23 protein-coding genes are annotated in these 25,742 nt (G+C 59.5%); 14 read left to right on the forward strand and 9 right to left on the reverse strand.

The window, feature by feature from the left end:
* Window positions 1–45 precede the first annotated feature (45 nt).
* Entirely contained in the window at window positions 46–810 is a 765-nt protein-coding gene (locus ONZ54_RS01470; protein ID WP_271788236.1) for a UTRA domain-containing protein, read from the forward strand.
* Window positions 811–952: 142 nt separating this feature from the next.
* On the opposite strand, the gene ONZ54_RS01475 is transcribed toward ONZ54_RS01470, so the two are convergent.
* Together ONZ54_RS01475 and ONZ54_RS01480 are read right to left on the reverse strand one after the other, a co-directional pair.
* Window positions 953–1,717 (reverse strand): helix-turn-helix domain-containing protein, encoded by a 765-nt coding sequence (locus ONZ54_RS01475; protein ID WP_005316617.1) that lies wholly within the window; start codon window positions 1,715–1,717, stop codon window positions 953–955.
* A gap of 438 nt (window positions 1,718–2,155) precedes the next feature.
* Window positions 2,156–3,070: a LysR family transcriptional regulator gene (locus tag ONZ54_RS01480; RefSeq protein WP_017411874.1), complete on the reverse strand. Its 915-nt coding sequence runs from the start codon at window positions 3,068–3,070 to the stop codon at window positions 2,156–2,158.
* A gap of 257 nt (window positions 3,071–3,327) precedes the next feature.
* On the opposite strand from ONZ54_RS01480, the gene ONZ54_RS01485 reads away from it, so the two are divergent.
* The 10 genes from ONZ54_RS01485 to ONZ54_RS01530 all read left to right on the forward strand — a co-directional run bounded on the left by ONZ54_RS01485 (window position 3,328) and on the right by ONZ54_RS01530 (window position 16,831).
* Window positions 3,328–3,660, forward strand: coding sequence for a hypothetical protein (locus ONZ54_RS01485; protein ID WP_017411873.1), 333 nt, complete (start codon window positions 3,328–3,330; stop codon window positions 3,658–3,660).
* 30 nt (window positions 3,661–3,690) lie between these two features.
* Window positions 3,691–4,377 carry a pirin family protein gene (locus ONZ54_RS01490; protein WP_021139925.1) on the forward strand — a complete coding sequence of 229 codons (687 nt, stop codon included), beginning with the start codon at window positions 3,691–3,693 and terminating at the stop codon, window positions 4,375–4,377.
* 40 nt (window positions 4,378–4,417) lie between these two features.
* A complete protein-coding gene (locus tag ONZ54_RS01495) occupies window positions 4,418–4,810 on the forward strand; it encodes a DoxX family protein (RefSeq protein WP_271787311.1) in 393 nt (130 codons plus the stop codon).
* A gap of 236 nt (window positions 4,811–5,046) precedes the next feature.
* Window positions 5,047–8,451 (forward strand): exodeoxyribonuclease V subunit gamma, encoded by a 3,405-nt coding sequence (gene recC / locus ONZ54_RS01500; protein WP_271787312.1) that lies wholly within the window; start codon window positions 5,047–5,049, stop codon window positions 8,449–8,451.
* Entirely contained in the window at window positions 8,451–12,071 is a 3,621-nt protein-coding gene (gene recB, locus ONZ54_RS01505) for an exodeoxyribonuclease V subunit beta (RefSeq protein ID WP_271787313.1), read from the forward strand. Before recC ends, recB begins: the two co-directional genes overlap by 1 nt.
* Window positions 12,068–14,146 carry an exodeoxyribonuclease V subunit alpha gene (gene recD / locus ONZ54_RS01510; RefSeq protein WP_271787314.1) on the forward strand — a complete coding sequence of 693 codons (2,079 nt, stop codon included), beginning with the start codon at window positions 12,068–12,070 and terminating at the stop codon, window positions 14,144–14,146. The genes recB and recD overlap by 4 nt, the downstream gene beginning before the upstream one ends.
* A gap of 156 nt (window positions 14,147–14,302) precedes the next feature.
* Window positions 14,303–14,629 carry a DUF6678 family protein gene (locus ONZ54_RS01515; RefSeq protein ID WP_334312729.1) on the forward strand — a complete coding sequence of 109 codons (327 nt, stop codon included), beginning with the start codon at window positions 14,303–14,305 and terminating at the stop codon, window positions 14,627–14,629.
* A gap of 95 nt (window positions 14,630–14,724) precedes the next feature.
* Window positions 14,725–15,156 (forward strand): septation protein IspZ, encoded by a 432-nt coding sequence (locus tag ONZ54_RS01520; protein ID WP_131730330.1) that lies wholly within the window; start codon window positions 14,725–14,727, stop codon window positions 15,154–15,156.
* 1 nt (window position 15,157) lies between these two features.
* Complete coding sequence (locus ONZ54_RS01525; RefSeq protein ID WP_271787316.1) at window positions 15,158–15,931, forward strand: tetratricopeptide repeat protein; 774 nt, start codon at window positions 15,158–15,160, stop codon at window positions 15,929–15,931.
* A 402-nt stretch (window positions 15,932–16,333) separates the two neighbouring features.
* Window positions 16,334–16,831: a GNAT family N-acetyltransferase gene (locus ONZ54_RS01530; protein WP_271787317.1), complete on the forward strand. Its 498-nt coding sequence runs from the start codon at window positions 16,334–16,336 to the stop codon at window positions 16,829–16,831.
* 186 nt (window positions 16,832–17,017) lie between these two features.
* Here ONZ54_RS01530 and ONZ54_RS01535 read toward each other — a convergent pair whose 3' ends face one another.
* Window positions 17,018–17,416, reverse strand: a complete 399-nt coding sequence (locus ONZ54_RS01535) for a VOC family protein (protein ID WP_271787318.1) — start codon at window positions 17,414–17,416, stop codon at window positions 17,018–17,020.
* Between the two features lie 57 nt (window positions 17,417–17,473).
* Between ONZ54_RS01535 and ONZ54_RS01540 the strand changes: the two genes are divergently transcribed.
* The gene (locus ONZ54_RS01540) at window positions 17,474–18,427 is read left to right on the forward strand and encodes a helix-turn-helix transcriptional regulator (protein WP_271787319.1); all 954 of its coding nucleotides are present in this window, start codon (window positions 17,474–17,476) and stop codon (window positions 18,425–18,427) included.
* Window positions 18,428–18,751: 324 nt separating this feature from the next.
* Here ONZ54_RS01540 and ONZ54_RS01545 read toward each other — a convergent pair whose 3' ends face one another.
* From ONZ54_RS01545 to glnK, 5 genes are all read right to left on the reverse strand, one after another.
* Window positions 18,752–19,384, reverse strand: a complete 633-nt coding sequence (locus ONZ54_RS01545) for a porin family protein (protein ID WP_169046942.1) — start codon at window positions 19,382–19,384, stop codon at window positions 18,752–18,754.
* 215 nt (window positions 19,385–19,599) lie between these two features.
* Window positions 19,600–19,854 carry a hypothetical protein gene (locus tag ONZ54_RS01550; RefSeq protein WP_271787320.1) on the reverse strand — a complete coding sequence of 85 codons (255 nt, stop codon included), beginning with the start codon at window positions 19,852–19,854 and terminating at the stop codon, window positions 19,600–19,602.
* A 133-nt stretch (window positions 19,855–19,987) separates the two neighbouring features.
* Entirely contained in the window at window positions 19,988–20,305 is a 318-nt protein-coding gene (locus ONZ54_RS01555; protein ID WP_271787321.1) for an ammonium transporter family protein, read from the reverse strand.
* Window positions 20,306–20,328: 23 nt separating this feature from the next.
* The gene (locus tag ONZ54_RS01560) at window positions 20,329–21,228 is read right to left on the reverse strand and encodes an ammonium transporter family protein (RefSeq protein ID WP_271787322.1); all 900 of its coding nucleotides are present in this window, start codon (window positions 21,226–21,228) and stop codon (window positions 20,329–20,331) included.
* Window positions 21,229–21,253: 25 nt separating this feature from the next.
* Window positions 21,254–21,592, reverse strand: coding sequence for a P-II family nitrogen regulator (glnK, locus tag ONZ54_RS01565; protein ID WP_005316576.1), 339 nt, complete (start codon window positions 21,590–21,592; stop codon window positions 21,254–21,256).
* Between the two features lie 498 nt (window positions 21,593–22,090).
* On the opposite strand from glnK, the gene ONZ54_RS01570 reads away from it, so the two are divergent.
* Window positions 22,091–23,092, forward strand: a complete 1,002-nt coding sequence (locus ONZ54_RS01570; RefSeq protein ID WP_059169370.1) for a sensor domain-containing diguanylate cyclase — start codon at window positions 22,091–22,093, stop codon at window positions 23,090–23,092.
* 168 nt (window positions 23,093–23,260) lie between these two features.
* Window positions 23,261–23,680 carry a hypothetical protein gene (locus ONZ54_RS01575; RefSeq protein WP_058395785.1) on the forward strand — a complete coding sequence of 140 codons (420 nt, stop codon included), beginning with the start codon at window positions 23,261–23,263 and terminating at the stop codon, window positions 23,678–23,680.
* 62 nt (window positions 23,681–23,742) lie between these two features.
* Here the strand turns inward: ONZ54_RS01575 and ONZ54_RS01580 are convergent, their stop codons facing one another.
* Window positions 23,743–25,737: a methyl-accepting chemotaxis protein gene (locus ONZ54_RS01580; protein ID WP_265434550.1), complete on the reverse strand. Its 1,995-nt coding sequence runs from the start codon at window positions 25,735–25,737 to the stop codon at window positions 23,743–23,745.
* Between the last annotated feature and the right edge of the window lie 5 nt (window positions 25,738–25,742).

Raw genomic sequence — 25,742 nt, forward strand, 5'->3', positions numbered from 1 at the left:
CCAAGGGATGTGACAGTGACTGAGTTGCGATTGAGCGAGCAGGGTATGGCCGCTGGCCGGAGCCCCTCCAAGTGTGAACAGATTTGCCAGACCCTGCGCCGCTATATCGGCAGCGGCCAGCTGGCGGCGGGGCAGCAGCTGCCCGCCGAACGGGCCTTGAGCGAGCGCTTCGCCACCACCCGCATCACCATCAAGGAGGCGCTCTCCAGCCTCGAAGCGGATGGCCTTATCTACCGGGCCGAGCGGCGTGGCTGGTTCGTGGCACCGCCCAGACTTACCTATGATCCCGCCATCCATACCCATTTCCACCAGTGGATCGGCGAGCAGCAGCGTATCGCCGAGACCCGGGTGCTGGCCCACGGCAGCGCCCTGGCCAGCAGCGAGTTGTGTCACTGGATGGGGCTGGATCCCTTCACACCGCTTTACGAGATCCGCCGCTTGCGCCTGATCGACGATCGTCCCGTGCTCCACGTCAGCCACCATCTGCTGGCCAGTCGCTTTCCCGATATCGCCAGTGCGCCGCTGGCCAGCTCCCTCACCGAGCTTTACCAGCAGCGCTATGGCATAGGCCAGGGCGGAGCCAACCTCGAGATCACCCCCTCGGCGGCGCGGGGCACCATAGCCCGCTCCCTCAATCTGGCGGAAGGGAGCCCTGTGCTGCGGCTGGTGCGGGTCAACTATGACGAGAGAGGGGGGCTGGTGGATTGCGATATCGAGCACTGGCGACCGGATGCGATCCGCATCTGTCTGGATACGCGGGTGTTGCAGCCGGTCGCAGGCAGATCGCAGACAGTTCAACTCACCGACTAAAGGGGCGCCAGAGCACTTGCGGACACAGTGGCCATCCGTATCTGTCTGGATATGCGGATGTTGCGGATAATGGCAGCAAGACGGTCTGAATTGCCGCTATCGAGCTGACCAAATCAGACGGATCCCGCAGGATCCGCCGGGATTAGTTGTCGATATTGGGGATCAGATCGTCGAAGCTCTGATAACCGCAGTCCGCCAGCTGCAGCGACATTGTGTAGGTCTTGCTGCCCTCCCGCTGGCCGATGGCGGGGCGGTTAAGTTTGAGCTCCTGATGCCAGTACTCCTTCATCCGCTCTATCAGTGCCATGGCCTCGCTCTCGTCCAGATGAAGCTGGCACAGCGCCATGTAGTTGTTGGACTTGTGCATGTTCTCCACCAGATAGTCACCCAGCACCGACATTGCCTGGCGTGCCTGCTGGCGGGCGAAGCGACTGTGCTGCTCGAAGCTGATGCGCTCGCTGATGAGGAAGTGGTAGCTGTTGTCGATGCCGAGCTGCAAGATGCCGAGCTTCTCCAGCTTGCGCAGGTAGAGGTAGCAGGAGGCATCGGTCAGGCTGTACTCCCGCTTGAGATCGATCAGGGTCTTGTCGCGCCAGAAGATGTTGGCGAGAAAGGCATAAAGCCCCGGCTCCTTGTGAAACGCCTCGTCCTGCTCCTGGGTGAAGACGGCCCGGCGGCTCTGGGCATCCTGAGTGCGATCCAGCAGCTCCTCGAACGAGAGTCCCACCAGGTGGCAGATCTCCAGCAGGGTATCGAACGGCAGGGAGGGCTTGTTCATCATGCGTTTGACGGTGGCGATGGAGACGCCCATGGCTTCTGCCAGGGTCTGATAGCGGATCCCCTTGTCGGTCAGGGTCTTCTTCAGGGTGTCGAGAATGTGGTTGGCCAGGGTCTGGCTATAGGTCATGCAACTATTCCTTTATCTGCATCTTTATGTTGTGTCAGAAACTGAGTTCTTTTCTGGTTATGGGCTCAGATATTGACACTTAAAAAAACCAGAGGAAATAAACCCGTTGAAAACGATTGAAATGGCCAGACCAGTTAGCGATGAAGGTTGCAGATAGTGATACTCAGCGGTGCATATCCTTCAACCGTTCAACATTTTACTGGTGATGCATAAAACATCGCGCATAATTCAAAACGAATCGGATTCAAGACCTTCCTGGTTGAGAAAACGATTGTTTGCTTCCAATTTAAGGGTTTTTTAAACCGCAAGGTTTTTATTCTTTCCTGGCATTGAGCGGAACTCGCAAGAGGTCCGCTTTTTTTCTTTTCCCCGAATTTGAGCCCGCCGTCAAGCAGAGGCGAGCGCCGCCTCCATTTGTCATGCTGAGTGTTCCCTCTCTTACTCTCCCTTACAGGGAAACAGTTTGGGGATCTCCCGCACCAGCCAACTCTTGGCCTTGCCCATGGTATCGCGGCGCCAGGCCAGCACGACCTGGATCTGGTGACGATATTCGGGGCTGATCACCTTGAGCCGACCGGCCTTGATATCCTCTTCTATCCAGCTCAGTGGCATGGTGCCGACGCCGATCCCCGCCAGCAGGGCATCACGCTTCTCTGTCATTGTGCTGACGGTGAGGCGTGGCTGCTTGTCCAGCAGGCGATAGGTGAGCACGGGTTTGCGCAGTGCAGAGTCGGCGACCGCTATGGCGCGGTAGCGGCGCAGCGTCTCGTCCGCCAGGGGCTCGGGCTCCCGATGCAGCGGATGATCCGGGTGGGCGACATAGAGCATCACCTCTTCCTGCAGCGCCTGATGCTTGATGCCGGTCATCATGATGTCAGGGTTGAGAGAGGAGATGAGCAGATCTGCGCGGCCATCTTCCAGACACTCCCAGCTGCCCGCCAGCACTTCGGCGCGAAACCTCAATCGGGTATCCGTCAGCTCGGCCAGTCTTTCAACCAGGGGATAGAGCGCCTGTACCGGCACCAGGGCATCAACGGCTATGGTGATGTCGGTTTCCCAGCCCCGGGCCAGCGCCCGGGTTTCGCCCACCAGATGTTCGGCTGCCTCCAGCAGCACCCGGCCCCGCTCCAGCAGCATGCGGCCGGCCGGGGTGAACTTGGTTCTGTGGCCGCTGCGATCAAACAGCATGGCGTCCAGCTCGTCTTCCAGCTTCTGTACCGTGTAGCTCAGCGCCGAGGGGACCTTGCCCAGCTCGTCGGCTGCCGCTGCGAAGCTGCCGCGGCGATCGATGGCGTCCAGCACCCGGATGGCTTCCAGGGTGAGCGCCCGTTCCTTGTTCGATTCCTTGGCCATTTCATACCTTCAATTTTTTTGAACATGTTTGCCAGTTTATCTCGCTAACAACTTAGGCCAAGTCACTTTAATATTCAATCAACGCTTAGGCAGGAAGGCCGAGCGGCCAAATAAAAGGTAGTTCCGGGCTGTGACATCGTAAATCAGGATGTCTGACTTCGGTGAAAGAACAACACACTATTTGAATAACCTCTTGCACGGATGCATTGATTCTGGCCAAACCGGCCCAGGCAATGACACAAATACCAAGAGAGTAAATGAACATGAAAAACGTAATCAAGATGTTGGCCGTTGCAGGCCTGATGACTGCAGGTTTTGCACAGGCTTCTGTTCCCGCCGACCTCAATGCCGCACCGGGCGTGCTGTTTGTAAACTGGCATGCAACCGCTGCGATGGATGGCAAGGCCAACCCCATGCTGGAAGTGCGCGATGAGTCCGGTGATCTGGTTGCCTCTGTCCACGCCAATCTGATGGGCGCTCAGCAGGTGAAGATACCAAGCCGCACTCAGGGCAACCTGACCGTCAGCCTGGGTGATCAGAGCAGTGACTACCGCATCCCGTTCGGTCTGGGTGACGGCCGCCAACGTTAATCGACCTATTTGGTACGTGAGGAGCACACCATGATGCAATTGAGAGCCGCAGAAGCGCGCGGCAAGGCCAACTTCGGCTGGCTGGATGCGCGCCACAGTTTTTCGTTCGGGCACTACTATGACCCGGACTGGATGGGACACTCGGTGCTGCGGGTCATCAACCAGGATCTGGTGTCACCTGGTGGCGGCTTCGCCACTCATCCTCACGCCAACATGGAAATTCTGACCTGCGTGCTGAGCGGCACCATAGAGCACAAGGACAGCCTCGGCCATGCCGAGCAGATACCGGCAGGGGATTTCCAGCTGATGAGCGCCGGGTCAGGCATCCGGCACAGCGAGTACAACCCCTCGCAGACGGAGCCGCTCTCCCTGTTGCAAATCTGGATCGAGCCGAACGAACACGGCACGGCCCCCGGTTATCAGCAGAAGAAGATTGAAGCAAACCCGGGATTGACCCTGGTGGCATCTCCGGATGGCGAAGCAGGATCCTTCAGGATCCGCCAGCAGGCCCGCGTATGGCAGTTGCAGCTCGAACCCGGCGAGAGTCTCACCTGGGCGCTGGCTGGCCGACACGGTTACCTGCAGATGATTTCAGGGGAGCTGACCGCCAACGGTCTGGCTGCCCGACCCGGCGACGGGGTACTCAGTCGTGATGAACCCAAATGGGATCTGGTGGCAACGAGTGCCAGCCAAGCCCTGTTATTTGACCTACCCTGAAGCAGTCAGCGGTGATTTGACGTAAAACGAGGAATTTGAAATGGACAAGATGAAAAATATGGCACTGCTGGTGGGTCGTGTACTGCTGGCGCTGATGTTTGTGATGGCAGGCTGGAGCAAGATCGGCGGTTATGCCGGTACTCAGGGTTATATGGAAGCCATGGGCGTGCCCGGGTTCATGTTGCCGCTGGTAATTTTGCTTGAGCTGGGTGGTGGTCTGGCGGTGGTCTTGGGCCTGTTTACCCGCAGCATCGCCGTATTGCTGGCCGGTTTTACCCTGATGGCCGCCTTTATTTTCCACTATCAGCCTGCGGATCAGATGCAGATGTTGATGTTTATGAAGAACGTCTCGGTGGCCGGTGGTTTCCTGGCCCTGGCGGCGGCCGGTGCAGGGGCCTTCAGTCTGGATGCCCGCCTCGGCAAGAACTGGTAATACGCTGAAGGTTCAAGTTTTCCAACGCTTTTTAGCCGGTGCAACTGCACCGGCTTTTTTGTGCCCGGGACAAATGTGCGACCGCCCGCATATTCTGCCGTCGGCGCCATCAGGGGCAACAAGCGCCTTTTGCATCTTCCCCCTCGATCCCTGACAATCTCATTTCGTGTGAAGTGACGGGAATCGCTCATCTTTTTCCGTGCTCACCCCCTCGTTTGAATTGGCGGGAGTCGTCCATGTTTACCCTTTACCACTCCAATCAGCTGGATCTGCTCAAGGAGCTGCTGGTCAACCACATCCGGCAGGCACCTCTCGCTCACCCCTTCGAGCAGGAACAGATCCTGGTGCAGAGTCCTGGCATGGCCCAGTGGCTCAAGCTGGAACTGGCCAAGGCATTCGGCATCGCCGCCAATATCGAATTTCCGCTGCCCGCCAGCTTTATCTGGGAGATGTTCACCCGGGTGCTGGCGGATGTGCCGCGCCAGAGCCCCTACAACAAGGGCGCCATGAGCTGGCAGCTGATGACCATTTTGCCCGCTTTGCTGAGCCGTCCCGCCTTCGCACCGCTCGCCGCCTATCTGGGCGGTGGGGATGAGCAAGATCCTGCCGGGGATCCCGAACAGGTTCGACTGTGGCAGCTCTGCCAGAAGGTGGCGGATCTGTTCGACCAGTATCTGGTTTACCGGCCTGACTGGATCGCTCGCTGGGAAGAGGGGGAAGGGCTGGTCGGAACAGGGAGCCAGGATCTGGCCGGAGTGAGTGGTCAGGATTGGCAGCCGGAACTGTGGCGCGAGCTGGTGGCCCGCACCCTGGCATTGAGCCCCAGCGGCTACCACAGAGCCAACCTCTACGAGGAGTTCATCCACGAGCTGCAACGTACCCGGGATCTGCCGGGCAAGCTGCCCCAGCGGGTGTTCGTGTTCGGCATCTCGGCGCTGCCACCGCGCTATGTGGAAGCCCTGCTGGCCCTTGGCAGCCGGCCGGAGGTGGAGGTGCACCTGTTCGTCACCAATCCCTGCCGCTACTACTGGGGGGATCTGCTGGATCGCAAAACCCTGGCGCGGCTGGAGAACAAGCTCAAACCGGGCACTGACCTCGACACCCTGCAGGGGCCCGCCAACCCGCTGCTCGCCTCCATGGGCAAGCTGGGGCGCGACTACCTGCACCAGCTGATGGAGCTGGAGGTGCCACAAATCGAAGCCTTCGTCGATATCGACGAGGTGGACGCCAAGGGCAATGCCAGGCTGCTGCGCGCCATCCAGAAGGATGTGCTGGAGCTGGCAGAACGGGGCGCCGGTCAGTTCGATCTCGACAGCAGCCACCACAAGAGCCCGATCGATCCGGCGGATGGATCCCTGCAGATCCACGCCTGCCACGGCCCGATGCGGGAACTCGAAGTGCTGCACGACCGGCTGCTGGCGCTGTTCGAGCGGGACCCCTCCCTCACCCCGAAAGACGTTGTGGTGATGATGCCGGATGTGAACAGCTATGGCCCCTACATTCAGGCCGTGTTTGGTGCCCGGGGGCAGATCCCCTTCGCGGTATCGGATCGGGCGGCGAGTCAGGAGAGCCCGCTGCTGCAAAGCTTCCTCGCCCTGTTGCACCTGCCGAGCGCCCGCCTCGGCGCCGGTGAGCTGCTCGCCATTCTCGAGGTGCCCGCCGTGCTGCGCCGCTTCGAGCTGGATGACGACGAGTTCAACCAGCTGCGGGTCTGGGTGCAGGAGACCGGCATCCGCTGGGGGCTGGATGACGGCTACCCCGTTCGTTTCGATCTGCCGCCCATGTCCGGCAACAGCTGGTTGTTCGGCCTGCGCCGCATGTTGCTCGGCTTTGCCATGGGGGATGGGGAGCCGGTGGCGGGCATGTCGTTCTGCGCCGATCATGGTGCAGGGCAGCAGGGCGCTGTGGCCAGCATATTGCCCTATGCCGAGATCGAAGGTCAGCAGGGCCTTGCCCTTGGCAAGCTGGCCTGGTTTGTCGACTCACTGGCGGAGTTTCTGCCCCGTTTGCAGCGTGAGCAGAGCCTGCCCGAGTGGTCAGCCTGCCTCCTTGATTTGCTGGATCGCTTCTATCTGGCCGACGAGGAAGAAGAGCGCCTGCTGCAACTGATCCGCAGCCAGCTGGCCGACTGGCAAACCCAGCTTGGCGAGGCCCGCTTCGATCAGCCCATCACCGCCGACCTGCTGCAAGATTACCTCGGCAAAGTATTGGGGGAGTCCCGCTCCAGCCAGCGCTTCCTCGCTGGTCAGGTTAACTTCTGTACCCTGATGCCGATGCGCTCCATCCCCTTCAAGCAGGTCTGCCTGCTCGGCATGAACGACGGCGTCTACCCGCGCACCCTGGCCCCCATGGGGTTCGATTTGATGGCGGTGGCGTCGCGGCGCGGGGATCGCTCGCGCCGCGATGATGACCGCTACCTGTTCCTGGAGGCGCTGCTCAGCGCCCAGCAGGGGCTCTATATCAGCTATCAGGGCTTCAGCGCCCAGGACAACAGCGACAAGGTGCCGTCCGTCTTGCTGGCGGAGCTGATCGATTATGTACGTCAGGGCTTCGTGCTGGCGGGGGATGAGGCGCTCGACGACGAGACCTCCGGCGAGCGGGTGCTCAAGCACCTGGTGGTCGAGCACCCGCTCACCCCCTACAGCCGCAGCTACTTCTATCCGGAAGCAGAGTCCCGGCTCTTTACCTATGCCGCCGACTGGCTGCCGGCCCTTAACCCGGTGCGTGGTGCCGCCAACTTCCAGAGTGGCGAGCTGCCATTGCCGCCCGAATGGGGGAGAGAGCAGGGGCTGGAGCTGGTGGAGCTGCTGCGCTTCTATCGCCAGCCCGCCAAGTATTTCCTCAACCGCCGCCTCAAGGTGTGGTTTGAACTCAACGAAGCCAACATCGAAGACAGCGAGCCATTCGAGCTGGACGGTCTGCAACACTACCAGCTCAAGGCCCTGCTGCTCGATTCCCATCTGGCAGAGGGGGACAGCGCAATACGTCGCGAGCGGTTGCAGCTCACCGGCCTGCTGCCCCAAGGCTGGTTCGGCAGCTTGCTGCTGGACGATCTGGACGCCGAGATGGGCAAGCTGGCGGAGCGCCTGCGCCCCTGGGTCAGTGAAAAACAGGCGGTGGAGATCGATATCTCCCTGGCCCAGGGCCAGCTGCAAGGGTGGATCGACACCCAGAAGGGGCGCTTGCTGGTGGTGAAACCCGGCAGCTTCAACGGCAAGGATCTGCTGCTGGGCTGGATCCAGCACCTCTGCCTCTGCCTGAGCTGTGCCCCCGGTGACACCCTGCTGTTCGATGCCAAACAGAGTCTGCGGCTGCCCAAGCTCTCGGCCGACGAGGCAAGGCCCAAGTTGGCGGCGCTGGTGGCGCTCTGGGCGCAGGGGATGAAGCGGCCGCTGCCGTTTTTCCCCAACACCGCCTGGGATTGGCTCAAGGCGATGGAGAAGGAGCCCGACAAACCGGATGCTGCCGACAAGGCGGCCCTCACCCGTTTCAACGGCGGCTGGATGGTGACTGGTGAGGGACAGGATGTTTATGTTGCCCGCTGTTTCCCCGAACTGGATGAAGCCGTGCTGAGCCAGTTGCAGGCGCTGGCTCGCGAGCACCTGACCCCGCTGCTCAAGACCCTGGAGGAGCTGAAATAATGGCTAACCCGCTCAATACGCTGCGCTTTCCCCTCCACGGTGAACGATTGATCGAAGCCTCTGCCGGTACCGGCAAGACATACACCATAGCCGGTCTCTACCTGCGGTTGCTGTTGGGTCACGGCCCGCTTATCGAAGAGGGGGCGGATGCCGGTCAGCCCAGCGCCCACGAACGGCCGCTCTCTGTGACCGAGATCCTGGTGGTGACCTTTACCGAGGCGGCCACCGCCGAGCTGCGCGGGCGGATCCGCGCCCGCATCCACGAGGCGCGCCTCGCGTTTTTGCGTGGTGAGAGCAAGGATGTGCTGCTGACCCAGCTGCTTGAAGAGGTGGAGGATCACGAACTGGCGGCCCGTCGCCTGCTGGCCGCCGAACGGCAGATGGACGAGGCGGCTGTTTTTACCATCCACGGCTTCTGCCAGCGGATGCTCACGCAGAATGCCTTCGAGTCTGGCGCCCTCTTTGAAACCGAATTTCTCACCGACGACAGCCAGCTAAGGCTGCAGGCCGTGAGCGACTACTGGCGCGCCGAGTTCTATCCGGTGGATAAAACCCTCGCCAGCGCGGTGCGCGCGCTCTGGCCGAGCCCCGCCGCCCTGCTGCGGGAGATGAGCAGCTGGCTCGACAACAGCGAGCTGGAGATACTGCCTGCGCTGGGGGATGAGACCCTTGCCGCTCGTCATCAGGCGGCCATGGCCCGCATCGAGGCGGTGAAAAATGGCTGGCTGGCGCAAGGGGACGAGATCCGCCGCCAGACAGAGGGGCAAATCAAGCTCTATACCGGCAAGAACTACGAAGGCTGGCTCGCCAAGATCGGGGACTGGGCGCAGGATCCGACCAGCGGTTATACCCTGCCCAAGGATCTCGAGCGCTTCGGCCAGGAAACATTGGAGGCCAAGCTGAGCAAGGGGAAGGCGTTACCAACCCTGCCGCTGTTCAGCGAGATCGATGCGCTGCTGGCGAGCCGCCCCGGTATTCGGGACCTTATCCTGCAACGGGCGGCCAAAGTGGTGCGCAGCCGGATGCAGGCGAGCAAGCGCCAAGCCCATCAGCTCTCGTTCGATGACCTGCTCAAGGATCTCGACGGCGCGCTTGGTTCGGGCCTTGGCGAACGGCTCTGCGATCGCATTCGTGCCACCTATCGGGTGGCGATGATCGATGAATTTCAGGATACCGACCCCCAGCAGTACCGCATCTTCCACCGGCTCTACGGCGGTCACACAGACACGGCGCTCTTGATGATCGGTGACCCCAAGCAGGCCATCTACGGCTTTCGTGGCGCCGACATCTTTACCTACATTCAGGCGCGGCGAAATGTGAGCGCCCACTACACCCTGGGGCGCAACTGGCGCTCCAGCAGTGCGCTGGTGGGAGCGGTCAACGGCCTGTTTGAGCGGGCCAAGGATCCCTTTATCTACGAAGCGGATATCCCCTTCCTGCCGGTGGAGGCGCAGGGCAAGAGCAAGGCGCTTGTTCTCGATGGCGCCACCGCGCCCGTGCTCCACTGCTGGCAGCTGAGCGGCCAGCCCACCTTCAATCGGGGGGATTACCAGAGCAAGATGGCGCGCGCCACCGCCGCCGAGATCCACCGTCTGCTGACCCTGGCCCGTGAGGGCAAGGCGCAGATAGGCGATCAGGCGGTGAAAGCCGGAGATATCGCCGTGCTGGTGCGTACCGGCGCCGAAGGCAAGCTGGTGCAGCAGGAGCTGGCGCGGCTCGCCATCGCCTCCGTCTATCTGTCGAACCGCGAGAGCGTGCTGGAGCAGGTGGAGGCGCGGGAGATACTGCTGATCCTGCACGCCTGCCAGAACCCGAGCGAAGAGCGCAGCCTGCGGGCGGCGCTCGCCACCGGGCTGTTTGATCTGGATGCCAAGGCGCTCGATGGGCTGGCCAGCGACGAGCGGGCGTGGGAGAGCGCGGTGCAGGAGTTTATGGAGTACCGCAAGATCTGGCATCGCCGCGGCGTGCTGGCCATGTTGCGGGCCCTGCTGCACCGGCGCAATCTCGCCTCCTCCCTGCTGGCGAGCCCCTATGGGGAGCGGCGGCTGACCAACTTCCTTCATCTGGCTGAGCTGCTGCAACAGGTGAGCAGCGAGCTGGATGGGGAATATGCCCTGCTGCGCTGGCTGGGGGAGGCGGTGAGCCGCCCGAGCGGCCAGGATGCGGAACAGGTACTGCGGCTCGAATCCGAGCGCAAATTGGTGCAGATAGTCACCATCCACAAATCCAAGGGGCTGGAGTACCGGCTGGTCTTCCTGCCCTTCATCTGCAGCCACAGAACCGCCGAGACCCCGCTCTATCACGAGGCGGATGAAGCGGGCAATCGCACCATTCTCGACCTGACCGGCGCCGACTCGTCGCTTGCCGAAGCGGACAAGGAGCGCCTCGCCGAAGACTTGCGACTGCTCTACGTGGCGCTGACCCGGGGCGTCTACGCCACCTGGCTGGGGCTGGCACCGGTGCGGGCCGGTAACGGCAAGTCGGAGAAGACAGACCTGCACCACACCGCCATTGGCTATCTGCTGCAAAAGGGCGAAGAGGGGGATGCCGATACCCTGGCGACCGCTTTGACCGAGCTGTCGCAGGCGCTGCCCGGTGTGGCTGTCGGTGAGCCCTCGCTCACCCGTCCAGCCCCGCTGCCAGTGGAGCAGGAGCAGTTTGGCGAGCCGCAGGTGCGCCGCTTTACCGGTTCCCTCGAACGGGATTGGTGGATCAGCTCCTACTCCGGGCTGGCGGCGCAGGGCCACGGCCACAGCAAGGGTGTCTTGGCCAATCCCGGCTTCGATGACGAGGTAGCCACAGAGTCGGCGAGCGCGGCTGCCTTGCTGGCCGAGTCGGGGGAGGTGGCAGCGCCTGAGCCCTCCATCTTCACCTTCCCGAAGGGGGCACGCCCCGGCACCCTGCTCCACAGTCTGTTCGAAACCATCGATTTTCAGAGCGCCGGTGGCGAGTCGCTGGCGCACCATATCGCTGCCCTGCTGGCGCAAGATGGCTTCGACGAGAGCTGGGCTCCCGTGCTGCAACAGCAGGTGGAGGCTGTGCTGGATACCCCGCTCGATACCGGCTTTGACGAGCCGGTGCGACTGCGGGATCTGGCCCCCGAGCGCAAACAGGTGGAGCTGGAGTTCTTCCTGCCCATGGGGCGGGTGACGGCACCGGCGCTGACCGCGCTTTGCCAGCAGCACGACCCGCTGTCGCGGGGCAACAAGCCGCTGAGCTTTGCCACTGTGCAGGGGATGCTCAAGGGCTTTATCGATCTGGTGTTCGAGTGGCAGGGGCGTTGGTATCTGCTCGACTACAAATCAAACCACCTCGGCATGAGCCCCGCCGATTACAGCCGTCCGGCGCTGGAGCGGGCCATGTGTGAACATCGCTACGACCTGCAATACCAGCTCTACTCGCTGGCGCTGCACCGGCTGCTCACCCTGCGCCTGCCGGGCTACGACTTCGAGCAGCACTTTGGCGGGGTCTTCTATCTGTTCCTGCGCGGCATGCCGCAGGGGGGCATTTTCCATACCCGCCCGAGCCGTGAACTGGTACTGGGGCTGGATCGGTTGTTTAGCGCAGGCAGTGAGTCGCCAGCAGCGGGATCCCACCCATTGAACGAGGTAGAGGCATGAGCGACACCATGATCAGCACGGCGATCAGCACCATCATGATCGAACGGTTGAAAGCACTGGCGCTGGCGGGGCGCATCCGCCAGCTTGATCTGCAATTTGCCAAGCTGGTGGCCGACCTTGGCGGCAGCCCCGAGCTGGTGCTGGGGGCTGCGCTCGCCTGCTTCGAGCTGGGGCGCGGCCATGTCTGCCTGCCGCTGGAGATGCTGGCACATTCTGGTAACGAAAAGCCATCCTTGCGGCCGTTCGGGCTGGATCCCCAGCAGAGCCGGGATCTGTTGCTGGATCTGGCGGATCCTGCCCGCTGGCCCGCCCTGTTTGCGGCAAGCCCCCTGGTTGGCACCGAGCAAGATGACGGGGTCGCCCCGCGCTGGCCGCTGCGGCTGTGGCACGGGCGGCTCTACCTCACCCGCTACCACGACTTTGAGCTGGGGGTGGCCCGCCATCTGCGCGCCCTGAGTGAAAGAGCCGAATGGCCGGAGATAGCCCCGGCCCTGTCGCGGCTGTTTGCCCGCGACTACGGGCTGGTGTTCGGGGCGCTGCTCCAAGCCCGCCTCGCCCCCGACTTTTCGGCCTGTCACTTTATCGAGAAGTATCTGGACCTGGTGCTGCCCCATGAAGTGGATTGGCCCGCCATAGAGGCGCTGTTGGCCAGCGCCCAGGCCGCGAGCGACTTGAGCAAGCTGGATGCGCTGGTGCCCGAGGCGCTCTGCTGCAACGGCCAGAAGCTGGCGGCGGCCACCGCGGCGGCGCGCCCCTTTGCGGTGATCTCCGGCGGCCCCGGCACCGGCAAGACCACGACTGTGGCCAAGCTCTTGGCCATTCTGGTGGAGACCGGCCTGCAAGCAGGCAAGGCGCCGGCGATCCGGCTGGTGGCCCCCACCGGCAAGGCGGCGGCACGCCTGACCGAGAGTATCGGCTCTGCCTTGCAGGCCCTCGATCTGCCCCCCGAGTGGGTCGAGGCGATCCCCACCGAAGCGGGCACTCTGCACCGGCTGCTCGGGGTCATTCCGGGGCGCAGCCAGTTCCGCCACCACGCGGGCAACCCGCTACACCTCGACTTGCTGGTGGTGGATGAGGCTTCCATGGTCGATTTGCCGATGATGGCGCGCCTGCTCGATGCGCTGCCGAGCCACGCCCGCCTGATCCTGCTCGGCGACAAGGATCAGCTCGCCTCGGTGGAGGCGGGGGCCGTGCTCGGCGATATCTGCAGCTTTATCGAACAGGGCATCAGCCCCGCACAGGCGCAGTGGCTCTCCCGCCAGACCGGCTACCGCTTGCAGGGCTCGCCTGCCGGTGCACCGGTACGCGACAGCCTCTGCCTGCTGGCCAAGAGCTGGCGCTTTGATCAGCATTCGGGCATCGGTCAGCTGGCGCGCGCCTGCAACAGCGGCGATGCCACGGCGGTGGAGGCAGTCTGGGGCATGGGCTTTAGGGATATCAACCTGCACCCCTGGGCGGGGGAGGCCTACGACGCCCTGATTGCCCAAGGGGTGGCCGGTTACGGCAGCTATCTGAAGGCGGCCCGCGCGGGGGAAGATCCCGTCGCCGTGTTCAAGGCATTCAACAGCTTCCAGATCCTCTGCGCCCTGCGCGATGGCCCGTTTGGCGTCGAGGGGCTAAACGAGCGCCTCGAACTGGCCCTGTCACGGGCCGGGCTGATCACCCGCGATGGCGACTGGTATGCCGGTCGCCCTGTGATGGTGGTGCGCAACGACCACGGGGTCGGCCTCTACAACGGTGATATGGGGCTCTGCCTGCCCGATGAAAGCGGGCGGTTAAAGGTATGGTTTGAGCAGCCGGATGGCACCCTGCGCTCCCTCTTGCCCAGCCGCTTGCCGCCCCACGAGACTGTCTACGCCATGACTATCCACAAATCCCAGGGTTCGGAATTTGCCCATACCGTGCTGGTGCTGCCCGACAGCTCCAGCCCCTTGCTGACCCGCGAGCTGGTCTATACCGGCATCACCCGCGCCAAGGCACGGCTCGATCTCTACGGCGATCGCGCCCTGCTGGCACAGGCGGTACGGAAAAAGACCGAGCGATATTCCGGATTGGCGGAGAGGTTGGGGGAGTGAGTGATTGGAGGGCGGTAAAGGGATTTACTGTCCGATAATACGTTGCTAATGATTGCCCGCTTTTCATTGAAGGGCATATACACGCGCCAGTCAGCCATAGGAATGAGGGATATCTGTGGCCACTGCGTCAGTGAATCTGGATTGGATGAAGGCATGATGGAACTGGTGCGATTGATGAGTGCCACTAGGTGGGAAGAAATCCGGCTCGGTATGTATGCGTTGGGAGCGCTCTCTCCTAGGTGGCGTGTACGGGACTTGCACAGCCGGTATCTGTCTGATTGGGATGGGGAGTGGTTCTATCACTTTAAAGTGGGTGGCTACGAGCATATCGAGTTGCTGGAAGTAGATACCACGTCACCCGAGCAGACCGCAGCCGTGCGGGACGTGTTGCTGCGGGTGCGGGTGCCCGGAGAGCGGATCGGGAATGTATTTCGGGTCTACGGCTATGCTCCGCTCGGTAAACCGATGGACTACGTGGGGTAAACCAGAAATTGGACGGCGGTAAACGAAATTTACCGCTATCTGTTGTGCATAGATGTTCGAAAACATTTTTTTGCAGAAAATAGTAGGAGATTCAGGTGATTAAAAGTGTATGGGGATTGTATTGGCGGACATATTTATTATTTCTCTTTGCAGCGTTACCCTTATCTTTTGCCGAGATGTATTTTTTTGTTTCTGAATCATGGATGTTTTTGAAGCCTTCGCTTTTTTATATGGTTGTAGGTGCTTTGTTATTAGTGCCGTTTAGTCATCACAAAGGTCTATTGTTTTCTCTCTGGGGTAATCGCTTAGGCCTAGATGATATAGTCTGGTGTTCTTATCGAAAGGTCATGGGAACATCTTATATGCTATGCGCAGCGATATTATATGTAGTCAGTGAAACATTGCCACTAACGTACTGGGTAGATACAAAGGTATATGGTGGCCTATTTGTGAATTTTGTTTTATCTATTCTGGTCGGTCTGATTGTTATACAGAAAAAAGATAATGAAAATTTAAGGTGTGAATAATATGAATTTTATAAATGTGAAGTTTGTTCTAATGGTATTGACTCTATATATTATCGCTAATTTCTTTGCTAATGCAGCAGAGCCTGGTGATGATATCGAGAAAGAGATGTGTGCGAAACTGCCAGTGGTTATAAAAAAAGGTGATGAATCATACAAGGCAGGGGAATATGTCAAAGCAAGAGGTTATTTTACTGAGCAAGTATCATTAAGTGAGGGGTGTGGATATGCCTATGGTAATCCAGATCAAACTGCGACTATTACAGCATATAACAATGTTGCGCTTTCTTATATAAAGCAAGGGGACAAGCTTAAAGCTCTGGCATGGTTGTCATTAGCCCCGAATGATAAGAAATCTAAATTCAACTACGGTCTGCTTAAAAATATGCCAGTCTCCGTAGGGCCTGATATGGTGGGAACTTATTGGGAGTATGCTGGTTTCGGAAGTTGGAATATTGCCTCTGTAGAAAAGCAAGGTAGTGACTACTTGATATCTTTGAATCTGCTCTACTTTGGGTTAATGGGGATGGCTTATGGTCCTAACATGGGGGAAATATCTCAGGTTGTGACTATGAAGGATGATGAGGGGCTGATAAAACTAACCGGTGAAGAGGGTAATTGTGAAATTTCGATAAAATTTATAGAAAAAGATCATGGTATTCTGAGAGTTGATACAAATCCGAATAAAAATGAGTGTGGATTTGGTCACAATGTATACGCGCATGGTGATTTTATTAGAGTGTCTGGCAAGCCTACACCATTTGATATAGGTTACTGATGTCGAGTAATCGAAAAATCGATTTCTTATGTTGGGCTTCGCAGGCTCAGCACCAACCTACCGATTGTGTAGGTTGTGGCTGAGCGTAGCGAGGCCCAACGTTTACCGCGTAATCTCTTTTTTCCTTCCCCCTCATTCCCAGCCCTTCTCCCCATTCTTTATAAATAAGTGGGAGAAGGGAGATTTAGCTCCGTGGCTATATGCTAATGTAATATCCCCGATGCTGCATAATCCCCTCTCCCTTTGGGAGAGGGGCGAGTTGCCACAATGTCCACTTCGCCCACTTGGTAAAATCGGGTAGGGTGCAATGAACGAAGTGAATTGCACCGCTGCTATTTATCTGCCAAAAGGTGTAATGCGCTTCGCTTATTACACCCTACACACACGGCAGGATGTCATTGCTTGAGACTTGAATTTAAAACTATCGATCTGGATCGAGATTACGAGCTCTGTGTACAGGCACGCAGGGATGCCTATTTTTGCAGCTTTCATACCCATGACGGATTTGCCGGCTTTCTCGACGGCTATCGGGAGCGGATCCGCGAAAGGCTGGGGCAAGCGCTATGGCATTACCTCCATGTCTGGGTGGGTGAACAACTGGTGGGGCAGCTGGAATTTCGCAGCTTTTCCGATGAACCCGAGACGGGCTATGTGCAGCTGATTTATCTGTTCCCCGAATATCGCGGCAGCGGTCTGGCTGCCGAGTTGCAGGCCTATATTCGCCAGCAGTTGTTGGGGGCGGGCTGTGAATGGGCCGTTCTCTCCGTGAGTCGAACCAATTTGCGGGCGCTGAACCATTACCGACGGTTTGGCTGGCAGTTCTTTCGCCACAATCCAAAACACGTCGAGACGGACTTTTATCGACTTGAATTGGATACACCCTGTGGTGGGGGGCAATAAGCGAAGCGTATTGCACAGCGATCTGATGTCCGCCCATTACGGCAATGATATCGCGGCCCTTTATCCTCAGCCCTTCACCTCCTTTTGATACAAGCGGGAGAAGGGCGCAATGTCGTTACCGCCGTCCGATTACGCTTCGCTAATCGAACCTACGGAGAGGGTGAGGGTGAGGGGCCAATCAAGGGGCTAAACAGTCAGCTCCAGCCGGTTGCCTTCCGGGTCGAGGAAGGTGCTCTCGTAATAGCCGTCGCCGGTCCAGCGGGGGCCGTCCAGGTGTTTGACCTCGGCGCCCTTGAGCAGCTTGAGGCGGGCTGTCATCTTGTCCACCACCTCCACACTGCCGAGGGAGAAGGCGATATGGGCCAGCCCCTGCAGCGGGTGCGGCAGACTGAGATCTGCCGGAAACAGTATGGGGCTGTGCATCAGCTCCAGGCTGGCACCCCCCTCGAAGCGCACGAAGTAGGACGAAAACTGTTTGGCCGGGTTGTGGTAGCGCTCATTCGCCTGTCCGCCAAACAGAGAGCAGTAGAATGTCTTGAGCGTCTCCAGATCCTGTGCCCAGATGGCGACGTGATGTATGTGCATGGCTGGTCTCCTGTGACTTGATACCTACCATGCTATGCTGGGCCTTGAATGTTCGACATGGCTGAGCCCGTCCTGATGATGTCTGAAACTGCCAATCCTGACGTCATTGACGTCTCCCCCGACTGCCGCGAGCAGATCTGCTGTGACAGTCTGTTGCCCGCCCTTGCACAGGAGCAGGTGTGGCTGGCGGGCTGCTCATGTCTGCGTACCCACTACAGGATCGAGCGTTGCTTTGAGGACGTGCACTGTTTTCTGCTCACCCTGGGGGGCGAGGGGGAGGTGTTGATTGGCGATCGTCTTGAGCGGCTGCAAGTCGGGGAGTGGGCCCTGATCCCGGCAGGGGAGTCGCTCTGCTATCAGCTACCAGAGACGCTATTACCGGAGAGGCAGTTGCCAGAGCCGCCAGCGCCGGAGCAACAACCGGCGGCGAAGGGTGACTGGGATCTGGTGTGGCTGCTGCTGCACAAGAACTCCCCCTGGGATGCCTTCGCCAGCCACCCCAGGCTGGGGTGTACCTCCCAGCAGGGGACCCTGCTTCGCACTATTGAGAACCTCTATGCGGAGCAGGAGCGCCACCAGGACCCTCTGCTCAGTGCGCTCCTGGTGGAGCAACTCGGTTTTTATCTGCGCCGCCTGCTGCAAAAGGGGGAGGGGCAGAGCCGCGGCGAGCGGCAGGCCCTGCGTCTCGAGCTGATGCTCAAAGAATCCCTGACCGAGTGCTGGGACATAGGGCGGATGGCAGACGCCCTGCACCTCTCCGAGCGCCAGCTCTATCGTCTCTGTCAGCAGCACTTTGCATTGGCCCCCATGGCCTTGCTGCAACGGCTGCGGTTGCAACGAGCCGCCCTCTTGCTGGCCAGCGGCGGCGACTCGGTGAAACAGGTGGCCCAGTTGTGCGGCTTCAAGAACGAGTATCACTTTTCCACCGCCTTCAAGCGCCAGCAAGGTCTGGCTCCCAGCCATTATCGCAATCTGCACCATCCCGCATTTAAAGCCGGACCCGCACAGTGAGGCGGCATTGAGTCGTTAGAATAAGCGGTGCACAGACCTGATCGGAAAATAGCGAGATAGAGGGTGTCTGGCACCATTTGGCGCAGCAACTGAGCTATATTGACCCGCACCAATGGGATGTCAAAACATGGGTGAAGCATGGGGGGAATAAGCAGGGTGAATATAGGTGCGGATCAGGTAAAAAATCCATTGCCGGATTTGGATATAGATCGTCAAATAACCTGAATGGCGGATGTAACTTATATTCTGGCGGATGGAAACCGAGGGAGAAGATCCATTGGCGGGAAAAGCAGGGGGAGATCTCCCCCTGAGGAACAAGATAACTTAGAAATGGTAACGAAGACCCAGCTTGAACGTATCCATTGAGTGGTGGTCGTCACCCAGTGTCAGGGCGCTGAATTGACGCTCATAGCCGATACCGGCAGAGAGGCTGCTGTTGAAGGCATAGTCGAAACCGACTTCCAGATTGGGATGAACCCGGCCTTTCGCTTCGTCGATGCGACCCTGCTCGTTGACTCCCAGCGCAGGTATGCTGCCGTTGCCAATCACTTCGACTTCGGTGCGGGTATAGGCGAGGCCAGGTTTGGCGTAGGCAGAGAAGCCATATGCCAGCGGCTGACTGAACTTGGCGGCCAGGCTGATGCTGCGGGTGTCTATGGTGGTGTCAACAAAGCCGGTGGCCACTGAACTGGTGATCCACATCAGCTGGCTCATCTGCTGGGCATGCAGACCACCTTCGATGGCCAGCCAGGGTTTGAAGCTGTAACCCACGATCAGGCTACCGCCATCGAGACGATCGTCCATCAATTTGGCGTCATACGCTTGCTGCGCCATGCCATCCAGATCTGCCTTGGAGGTGATCAGATCCAGCCCTGCATACCAGCCTTCTGCACAGGCGGCAGTGCTGATACCCAGACCGAGCAGGGAGAAAACGAGCGCTTTATTGAAGGTATTCATGGATAAATTATTCCTGTATGCGTGAACTCTGCGTGGTTGAAATACCTCTATCCATGAAGTTTATTTATATTCCCTTTGTCCGCCATTGCTGGAGGGCCGCGGATTATAGTCAGTGCATTCAGCAATAACAACCCATTGTCGTCATGGGTTTTTATATTATGGAAAATAATGGCAGGGCATCATGCTCAATAAATGACTCGTTTAGAGTTTTAGCTTTATTTATATAAATAAAAACAAGGCAGGCTGGCAAGATATAATGTCAGTGGCGAATTTGAATGGCACAAATCTGATTTTATTGAATATTTTCCTTCATCTGTCGGTAATGACACTTTGATCTCTGGTTTGTTTATTGTGCGGATGTAAACAGAGGTCATCATGGGCATGATGGCGGTTATTCGTTCAATCCCACTGAGTGCCTCAAGCCCGATAAACAGCGCACCTTTGCCCTGTGTTGAATACATTTGTGCCATTGGCCTCACTGGGGCATGACGAGGGGGCATGGTACTGCGCACCCAGGATATCCACACAGCACCCGTTTTTGGCGATAAAAAACAGGGCCAGAGGTTTGCCTCCGGCCCTGTTGCATTGTGCTTGTTCAGTCGGTCAGATGCTGGATTTGACGGTGACGAACTCGGGGTAGGCATCGATGCCGCATTCGTGCACGTCGACTCCCATCATCTCTTCCTCTTCGCTGACTCGCAGCCCCATGGTGGCCTTGAGCAGGCCCCAGACGATGAGGGAGGCACCAAACACCCAGCCGAAGATGACGGCCGCACCCAGCAGCTGGGCCGAGAAGGTGGCGCTCTCGTTGGAGAGGGGCACTACCATCAGGCCGAACAGACCGCAGACACCGTGTACCGAGATGGCGCCGACCGGATCATCAATCTTCAGGCGATCGAAGGCGACGATGGCGTAGACCACCAGGGCGCCGGCCAGGGCACCGATCAGGCTGGCGAAGAGCGGGCTGGGGGAGGCGGGTCGGCCGTGATGGCAACCAGGCCGCCGAGAGCGCCGTTGAGGATCATGGTGAGATCCGCCTTGCCCCAGGTGAGCTTGCTGACCAGCAGGGCGCCGACCACACCGGCTGCCGCTGCGGCATTGGTGTTGACGAACACAGTGCCGATGGCGGTAGCGTCGGCAGCGGTGGAGAGCACCAGCTGAGAGCCACCGTTGAAGCCGAACCAGCCCATCCAGAGGATCAGGGTACCCAGGGTTGCCAGCGGCAGGTTGGAACCCGGAATGGGGTAGATCTCACCCTGTTTGCCATATTTGCCGCGGCGGGCGCCGAGCAGCAGCACGGCGGCGAGGGCGGCGGCGGCACCGGCCAGATGCACTATGCCGGAGCCTGCGAAGTCGGAGAAACCGGCCTCTTTGAGGAAGCCGCCGCCCCAGGTCCAGTACCCTTCCATCGGGTAGATGACGCCCGTCATCACCACGCAGAACAGCAGGAAGGACCAGAGTTTCATCCGCTCGGCCACGGCCCCCGAGACGATGGAGGTAGCGGTCGCCACGAACACCACCTGGAAGAAGAAGTCGGAGTGCAGTGAGTGACCGGCATCGTCAGCCTGGGTGCCGATCAGGCTGCCAAAGCTTGGCAACCAGCCACCGGCGGCGTTGTCCACGTACATGATGTTGTAGCCAACCAGCAGGAACATGATGCAGGCAATGGCATAGAGCAGAATATTCTTGGTCAGGATCTCAGTGGTGTTCTTGGCGCGTACCAGCCCGGCTTCGAGCATGGAAAAACCGGCGGCCATCCACATGACCAGCACGCCGGATATCAGCAGATAGAAGGTATCGAGCGCATAGCGCAGCTCTGAAACGGACTTGATCAACTCTTCCATGTTGTGTTCCTCGGTTCCTGTTGTATCAAAGGGCTTCTGCGTCAGTCTCGCCGGTGCGGATCCGCACGGCAGCCTGCAGGTCATAGACGAAAATCTTGCCGTCACCGATCTTGCCGGTGTAGGCGGCCTTGCATATGGCTTCGATGATGTGCTCGACGTTGTCGGCCAGGGTGGCGATCTCCAGCTTTACCTTGGGCAGGAAATCGACCTGGTATTCGGCTCCGCGATAGAGTTCGGTGTGCCCCTTCTGGCGACCGAAGCCCTTGACCTCGGAGACGGTCAGCCCCTCGACGCCGAGACTGGCGATGGCTTCGCGAACGTCATCCAGTTTGAATGGCTTGATAATGGCGGTGATCAGTTTCATGCAGCTTCCCCAATCCTTTGGTGGTTGACCCTGATCAAAGCAATTAGTGAGCCAAAAGTATTAGTGTTTATTTTCAATGTCTTAAGTCTATCTCTGGCCCATGTGGCGTGATGTTTACCCAATCTGGACAGAGCCGCGCCAAAGCAGTGCCCCTCATTGGTGCAATTATCGCCACCTACTGACACGTAGCCGCAGGAGGGCGTCCCTGGCTCGGCTGGATGAGCCCTTTGTCGACTGAGGGTGCACGGCTCATGGGCTTGCCTGCGTCATCCCAGATTTATAACCGGACAGACGCAATAACCTGAACCACACTGGTTGCAGCCGTTGTTCATACGAACCTGATTTCTGCCGATAATATGGCCAATAGCAGGGCAGGTCTGGGCGGGCAAAGAGAGGCGGGCAAGCTGCCGGGTGATAGTTCCCCCTCCGCTGTTTATTCAACAATCGGGCTTGAGCATCCTCGCCACTGTGCGGGGCAGAAGAACAAGGATGGTCTCTATGCTGCAAGAGAGTGACACGATCAGGATCTCGGACGTCAGTGAAGCCGTAGTGCACGGCATTCTGGAGGTGGTCAGCGACGGGATCTGGGACTGGAATGCCAACACCGGCTTCGTTTATCGCAACCCTGGCTGGTATCTGATGCTGGGCTATGAGCCCCACTCCCTTGGCAACAACGTCTTCACCTGGGAGGGGGTGATCCACCCCGACGACATTGCGCGGGTGATGGCCTGCTTCGATGCCTATCTGAGTGGTTCAGCGCCCGACTATCGGGTCGAGTACCGCTGCCGCTGTCAGGATGGCAGCTACATCTGGATCGAGGATTGCGGCCATATCATAGCGCGTAATCCGGATGGTTCAGTGGCGCGCATGATAGGTGCCCACCGCAATATCCATGCTCGCAAGTTGCTCTATGAACAGCTTGAGTCACGCAACCATTCACTGGAGCAGCTGATCGCCAAACGCACGGCCGAGCTGGTGCAGCTCAATGCGACCTTGCAGCAAAAAGCGGAAGAGAACCGCCAGCTGGCAGAAACCGATGCCCTGACCGGCGCCGCCAGCCGTTATCGGCTCGAGCGGGATATTCAGATGGAGTGCGAACGGGCCAAGCGCTTTCATCAGCCGTTTTCGGTGATCGCCATGGATGTGGATGACTTCAAGCAGATCAATGACAGCCATGGCCACGCAGCCGGGGATCAAACCCTGATCAACATAGTGGCGCGGGTGCAAAGCCATATTCGCGAGATTGACCTGCTGGCCCGCTGGGGTGGGGACGAGTTCATGGTGGTGCTGCCCAATACCGCTCTTGCTGATGCCTGGCGGGTGGCCGACAAGCTGAGGGAGCTGATCGCCCAGTCACGGGTTTGCGAGCAGCTCGATATCACCCTGAGTTTCGGGCTGGCGGAATACCGGCTGAATGAACCCCTGAGCCAGCTGATGGTACGGGTGGATCGGGCGCTTTATCAGGCCAAGCTGGCTGGCAAGAACCAGATCTGTGAATAGATGACAAGGGCCTGCAAGGGGCTGTTTTGACCGGTTGCCCGGGCGCAACCGGTTGTCGGATTTCTCTCATTTACCCCCCGAATGCGTATTGACCGCGCGATTGCCTTGACTCCTGTTGAGGGCGCTGGTTTGATGCGCGCTCTTTAATCCCCCATGAGACATGAATCGATGAAAAAGAGCATCCTGATTGCCCTGACTGCACTGCCCCTGTTTGCCCACGCCGGTCTGATGGACTCCCTGACCGATACAGTGACCAGCAGTGTCACCAGCAGTGCCAAAGAGATGGCAGGTACCGCCATGGACAGCGCCTCCAACGAAGCGATCAAGAGAGCGCTGGACATCAAGGAAGGCGGCTCCAACAAGCAAGCCATCAAGGACAAGCTGGGCGCGCCCGTCACCACCAAGACCGAAGCCGGTCTGGAAGTGTGGACCTATGACCTGAGCGCCCTGAACAAGGTATCTCCCATGCTGGCAGAGACCTCCAAGACCTTGTTCAAGGATGCCGAAGCCGCTCAGAAGAACGTCGTCATCAAGTTCGAAGGCGAAACCGTCAAGACCCTGAACCTGGCCGACAAAGCCAAGGCTTGAGTCTGAGTGACGTGCATGAAAAAGGGGCCTGATGGCCCCTTTTTGCTGGCTGACGTTCATGATCACACCTTGAAGCGACGCACCAGGGCCAGCAACTGGCGGTTGGAGCTGAGCAGCGACTCGGCGCTCTGCTCCGTGTTGCGACCATTTTCTACCAGCAGGTTGAGCATGTCGCGGATGCTCACCATGTTGCGGTTGATCTCCTCTGTCACCCGGCTCTGCTCCTCGGCGGCGGTGGCGATCTGGCTGCTGAGATCGTGGATCTGCACCACTGAGTCGGCCATGCTGTCGAGCCCCCCAGTCACCTGCCCAGTGGTATCTGCCGCGGCCTGACAGCTGCGTTTGGTCTGCTCCATGGCGACGACGGCGTCGGCCACCCCCTGAGTGAGGCGCGACAGCATGCTGCCCACTTCAGCGGTGCTCTTCTGGGTACGAGCCGCCAGGGCTCGCACTTCGTCAGCCACCACAGCGAAACCGCGGCCCTGCTCACCGGCCCGTGCCGCTTCGATGGCGGCATTGAGCGCCAGCAAGTTGGTCTGGGCGGCGATGCCACCTATCACCCCGAGCACGCTGCCAATCTGCTTGGCATCTTCCTGCATCTCCAGCACCTTGGCGGCGGCGAGATCCACTTCGTCGATCAGGGCCACTACGCTGGCGGAGGCCGATCCCACTACCTTGCGTGAATTGGCGGCCTGGCCGTTGGCGGCTTCGGTGAAGCTGGCCGAGTCGCTGGCGTGTTGTGCCACGCTGTCGGCGGTGGAGCTGAGCTCGGTGAGGGCGGTGACCACCTGATCCGTCTCGGCGGCATGTTCACCCAGGATCCGTCTTGCCTGACCCGTCTGCTGATCGAGCTGCGCCAGTTCGCGGGTGATGAGGTCGGTGGCGTCAGTCACCTGCACCATCATCTGCTGCAAATAGGCGATGAAGCGGTTCACCGACAGGGCAATGTGATCCAGCTCGTCATTCCCCTTCACCTGGATGCGGGCGGTCAGGTCGGCATCGCCGGCAGAGAGGGCGTCGATATTCTGTTTGAGGGTCTGCAAGCGGCTGCCGAGCTGAGTGATGGCCAGCAGCATCAGCACGAACAGCAGTCCGACCAGGGGCAGCTGGATTGCGGCCAGCGTGGTGAGCACGTCCTGGCTGTCCTGGGTCAGGGTGCTGGTTGGCAGGGCGGTGGCCAGCAACCAGGGGGTCCCCTCTATGGCCTGCAGCAGCAATGTCTGTTCCTGCCCCTGATCCTGGAAAGTGGTGCGCAACAGCCCTGTACCCCGGCTCTGGCCGAGCAGGCTGGCGATGGCACCGGCGAAGGGGTAATCGGCGTGAGCCGAGAGGTTGCCCAGCACAACATCCCCGTTCAGACGGGCATTCTTGCTCAGGATCTTGCCGTCAGCCTCGATGATCATCACCTGGCCCCCGATCTCCTGCTCTTTCCTGGCCACCAGATCGTTGAAGAAACCCAGGGTCACATCTATGGTCGATACCCCGAACAGGGCGCCGTTGCGATAGATCCCCATGGCGCAGTTGGTTCTCGGCTGCTGGCTGGCGCCGTCCTTGTAGGCCGCCGCCCAGACGCACATGCCCTGGGGAGCCTGTTGCCCCGCCTTGTGCCAGGGCTGTTCGAAGTAGTTGGGGGCCTCGGCCGAGTTCCAGTAGGTGTTGGGGATTAGCTTGTTGGCCGCATCCCTGTGAAAGAAGGTGCTGAACTTGGCGCGGCCCGCTTCCCGTTGATCCGGCAGCGGCCAGATGCCGCCGCCAAACACCATGGCATTGCCATATTGATCGATCAGCGCAGGCAGCAGGGCATCAATTTGCTCGCTTGGCAGCTGGGCGACCAGCTGGGTGATGCTGCGGGACTGGCTCTGTACGCCGTTGAGCTCATCGAGGATGTCGGTGGCGATCTCGCTGACCAGCAGTGTCACATTCTGTTCACCGGCCTTTTGCAGCGCCGGCTTGATCCAGATCTGGATGCCGATGACCGTCAGGGCGCACACCAGCACCATGAATCCCACGAAGACGGCTGTATATCGTCCCTTGATTGTTCCCAGACTCCACCCCATAACGA

The sequence above is a fragment of the Aeromonas salmonicida genome (genome assembly GCF_028355655.1).
Taxonomy (GTDB): domain Bacteria; phylum Pseudomonadota; class Gammaproteobacteria; order Enterobacterales; family Aeromonadaceae; genus Aeromonas; species Aeromonas salmonicida.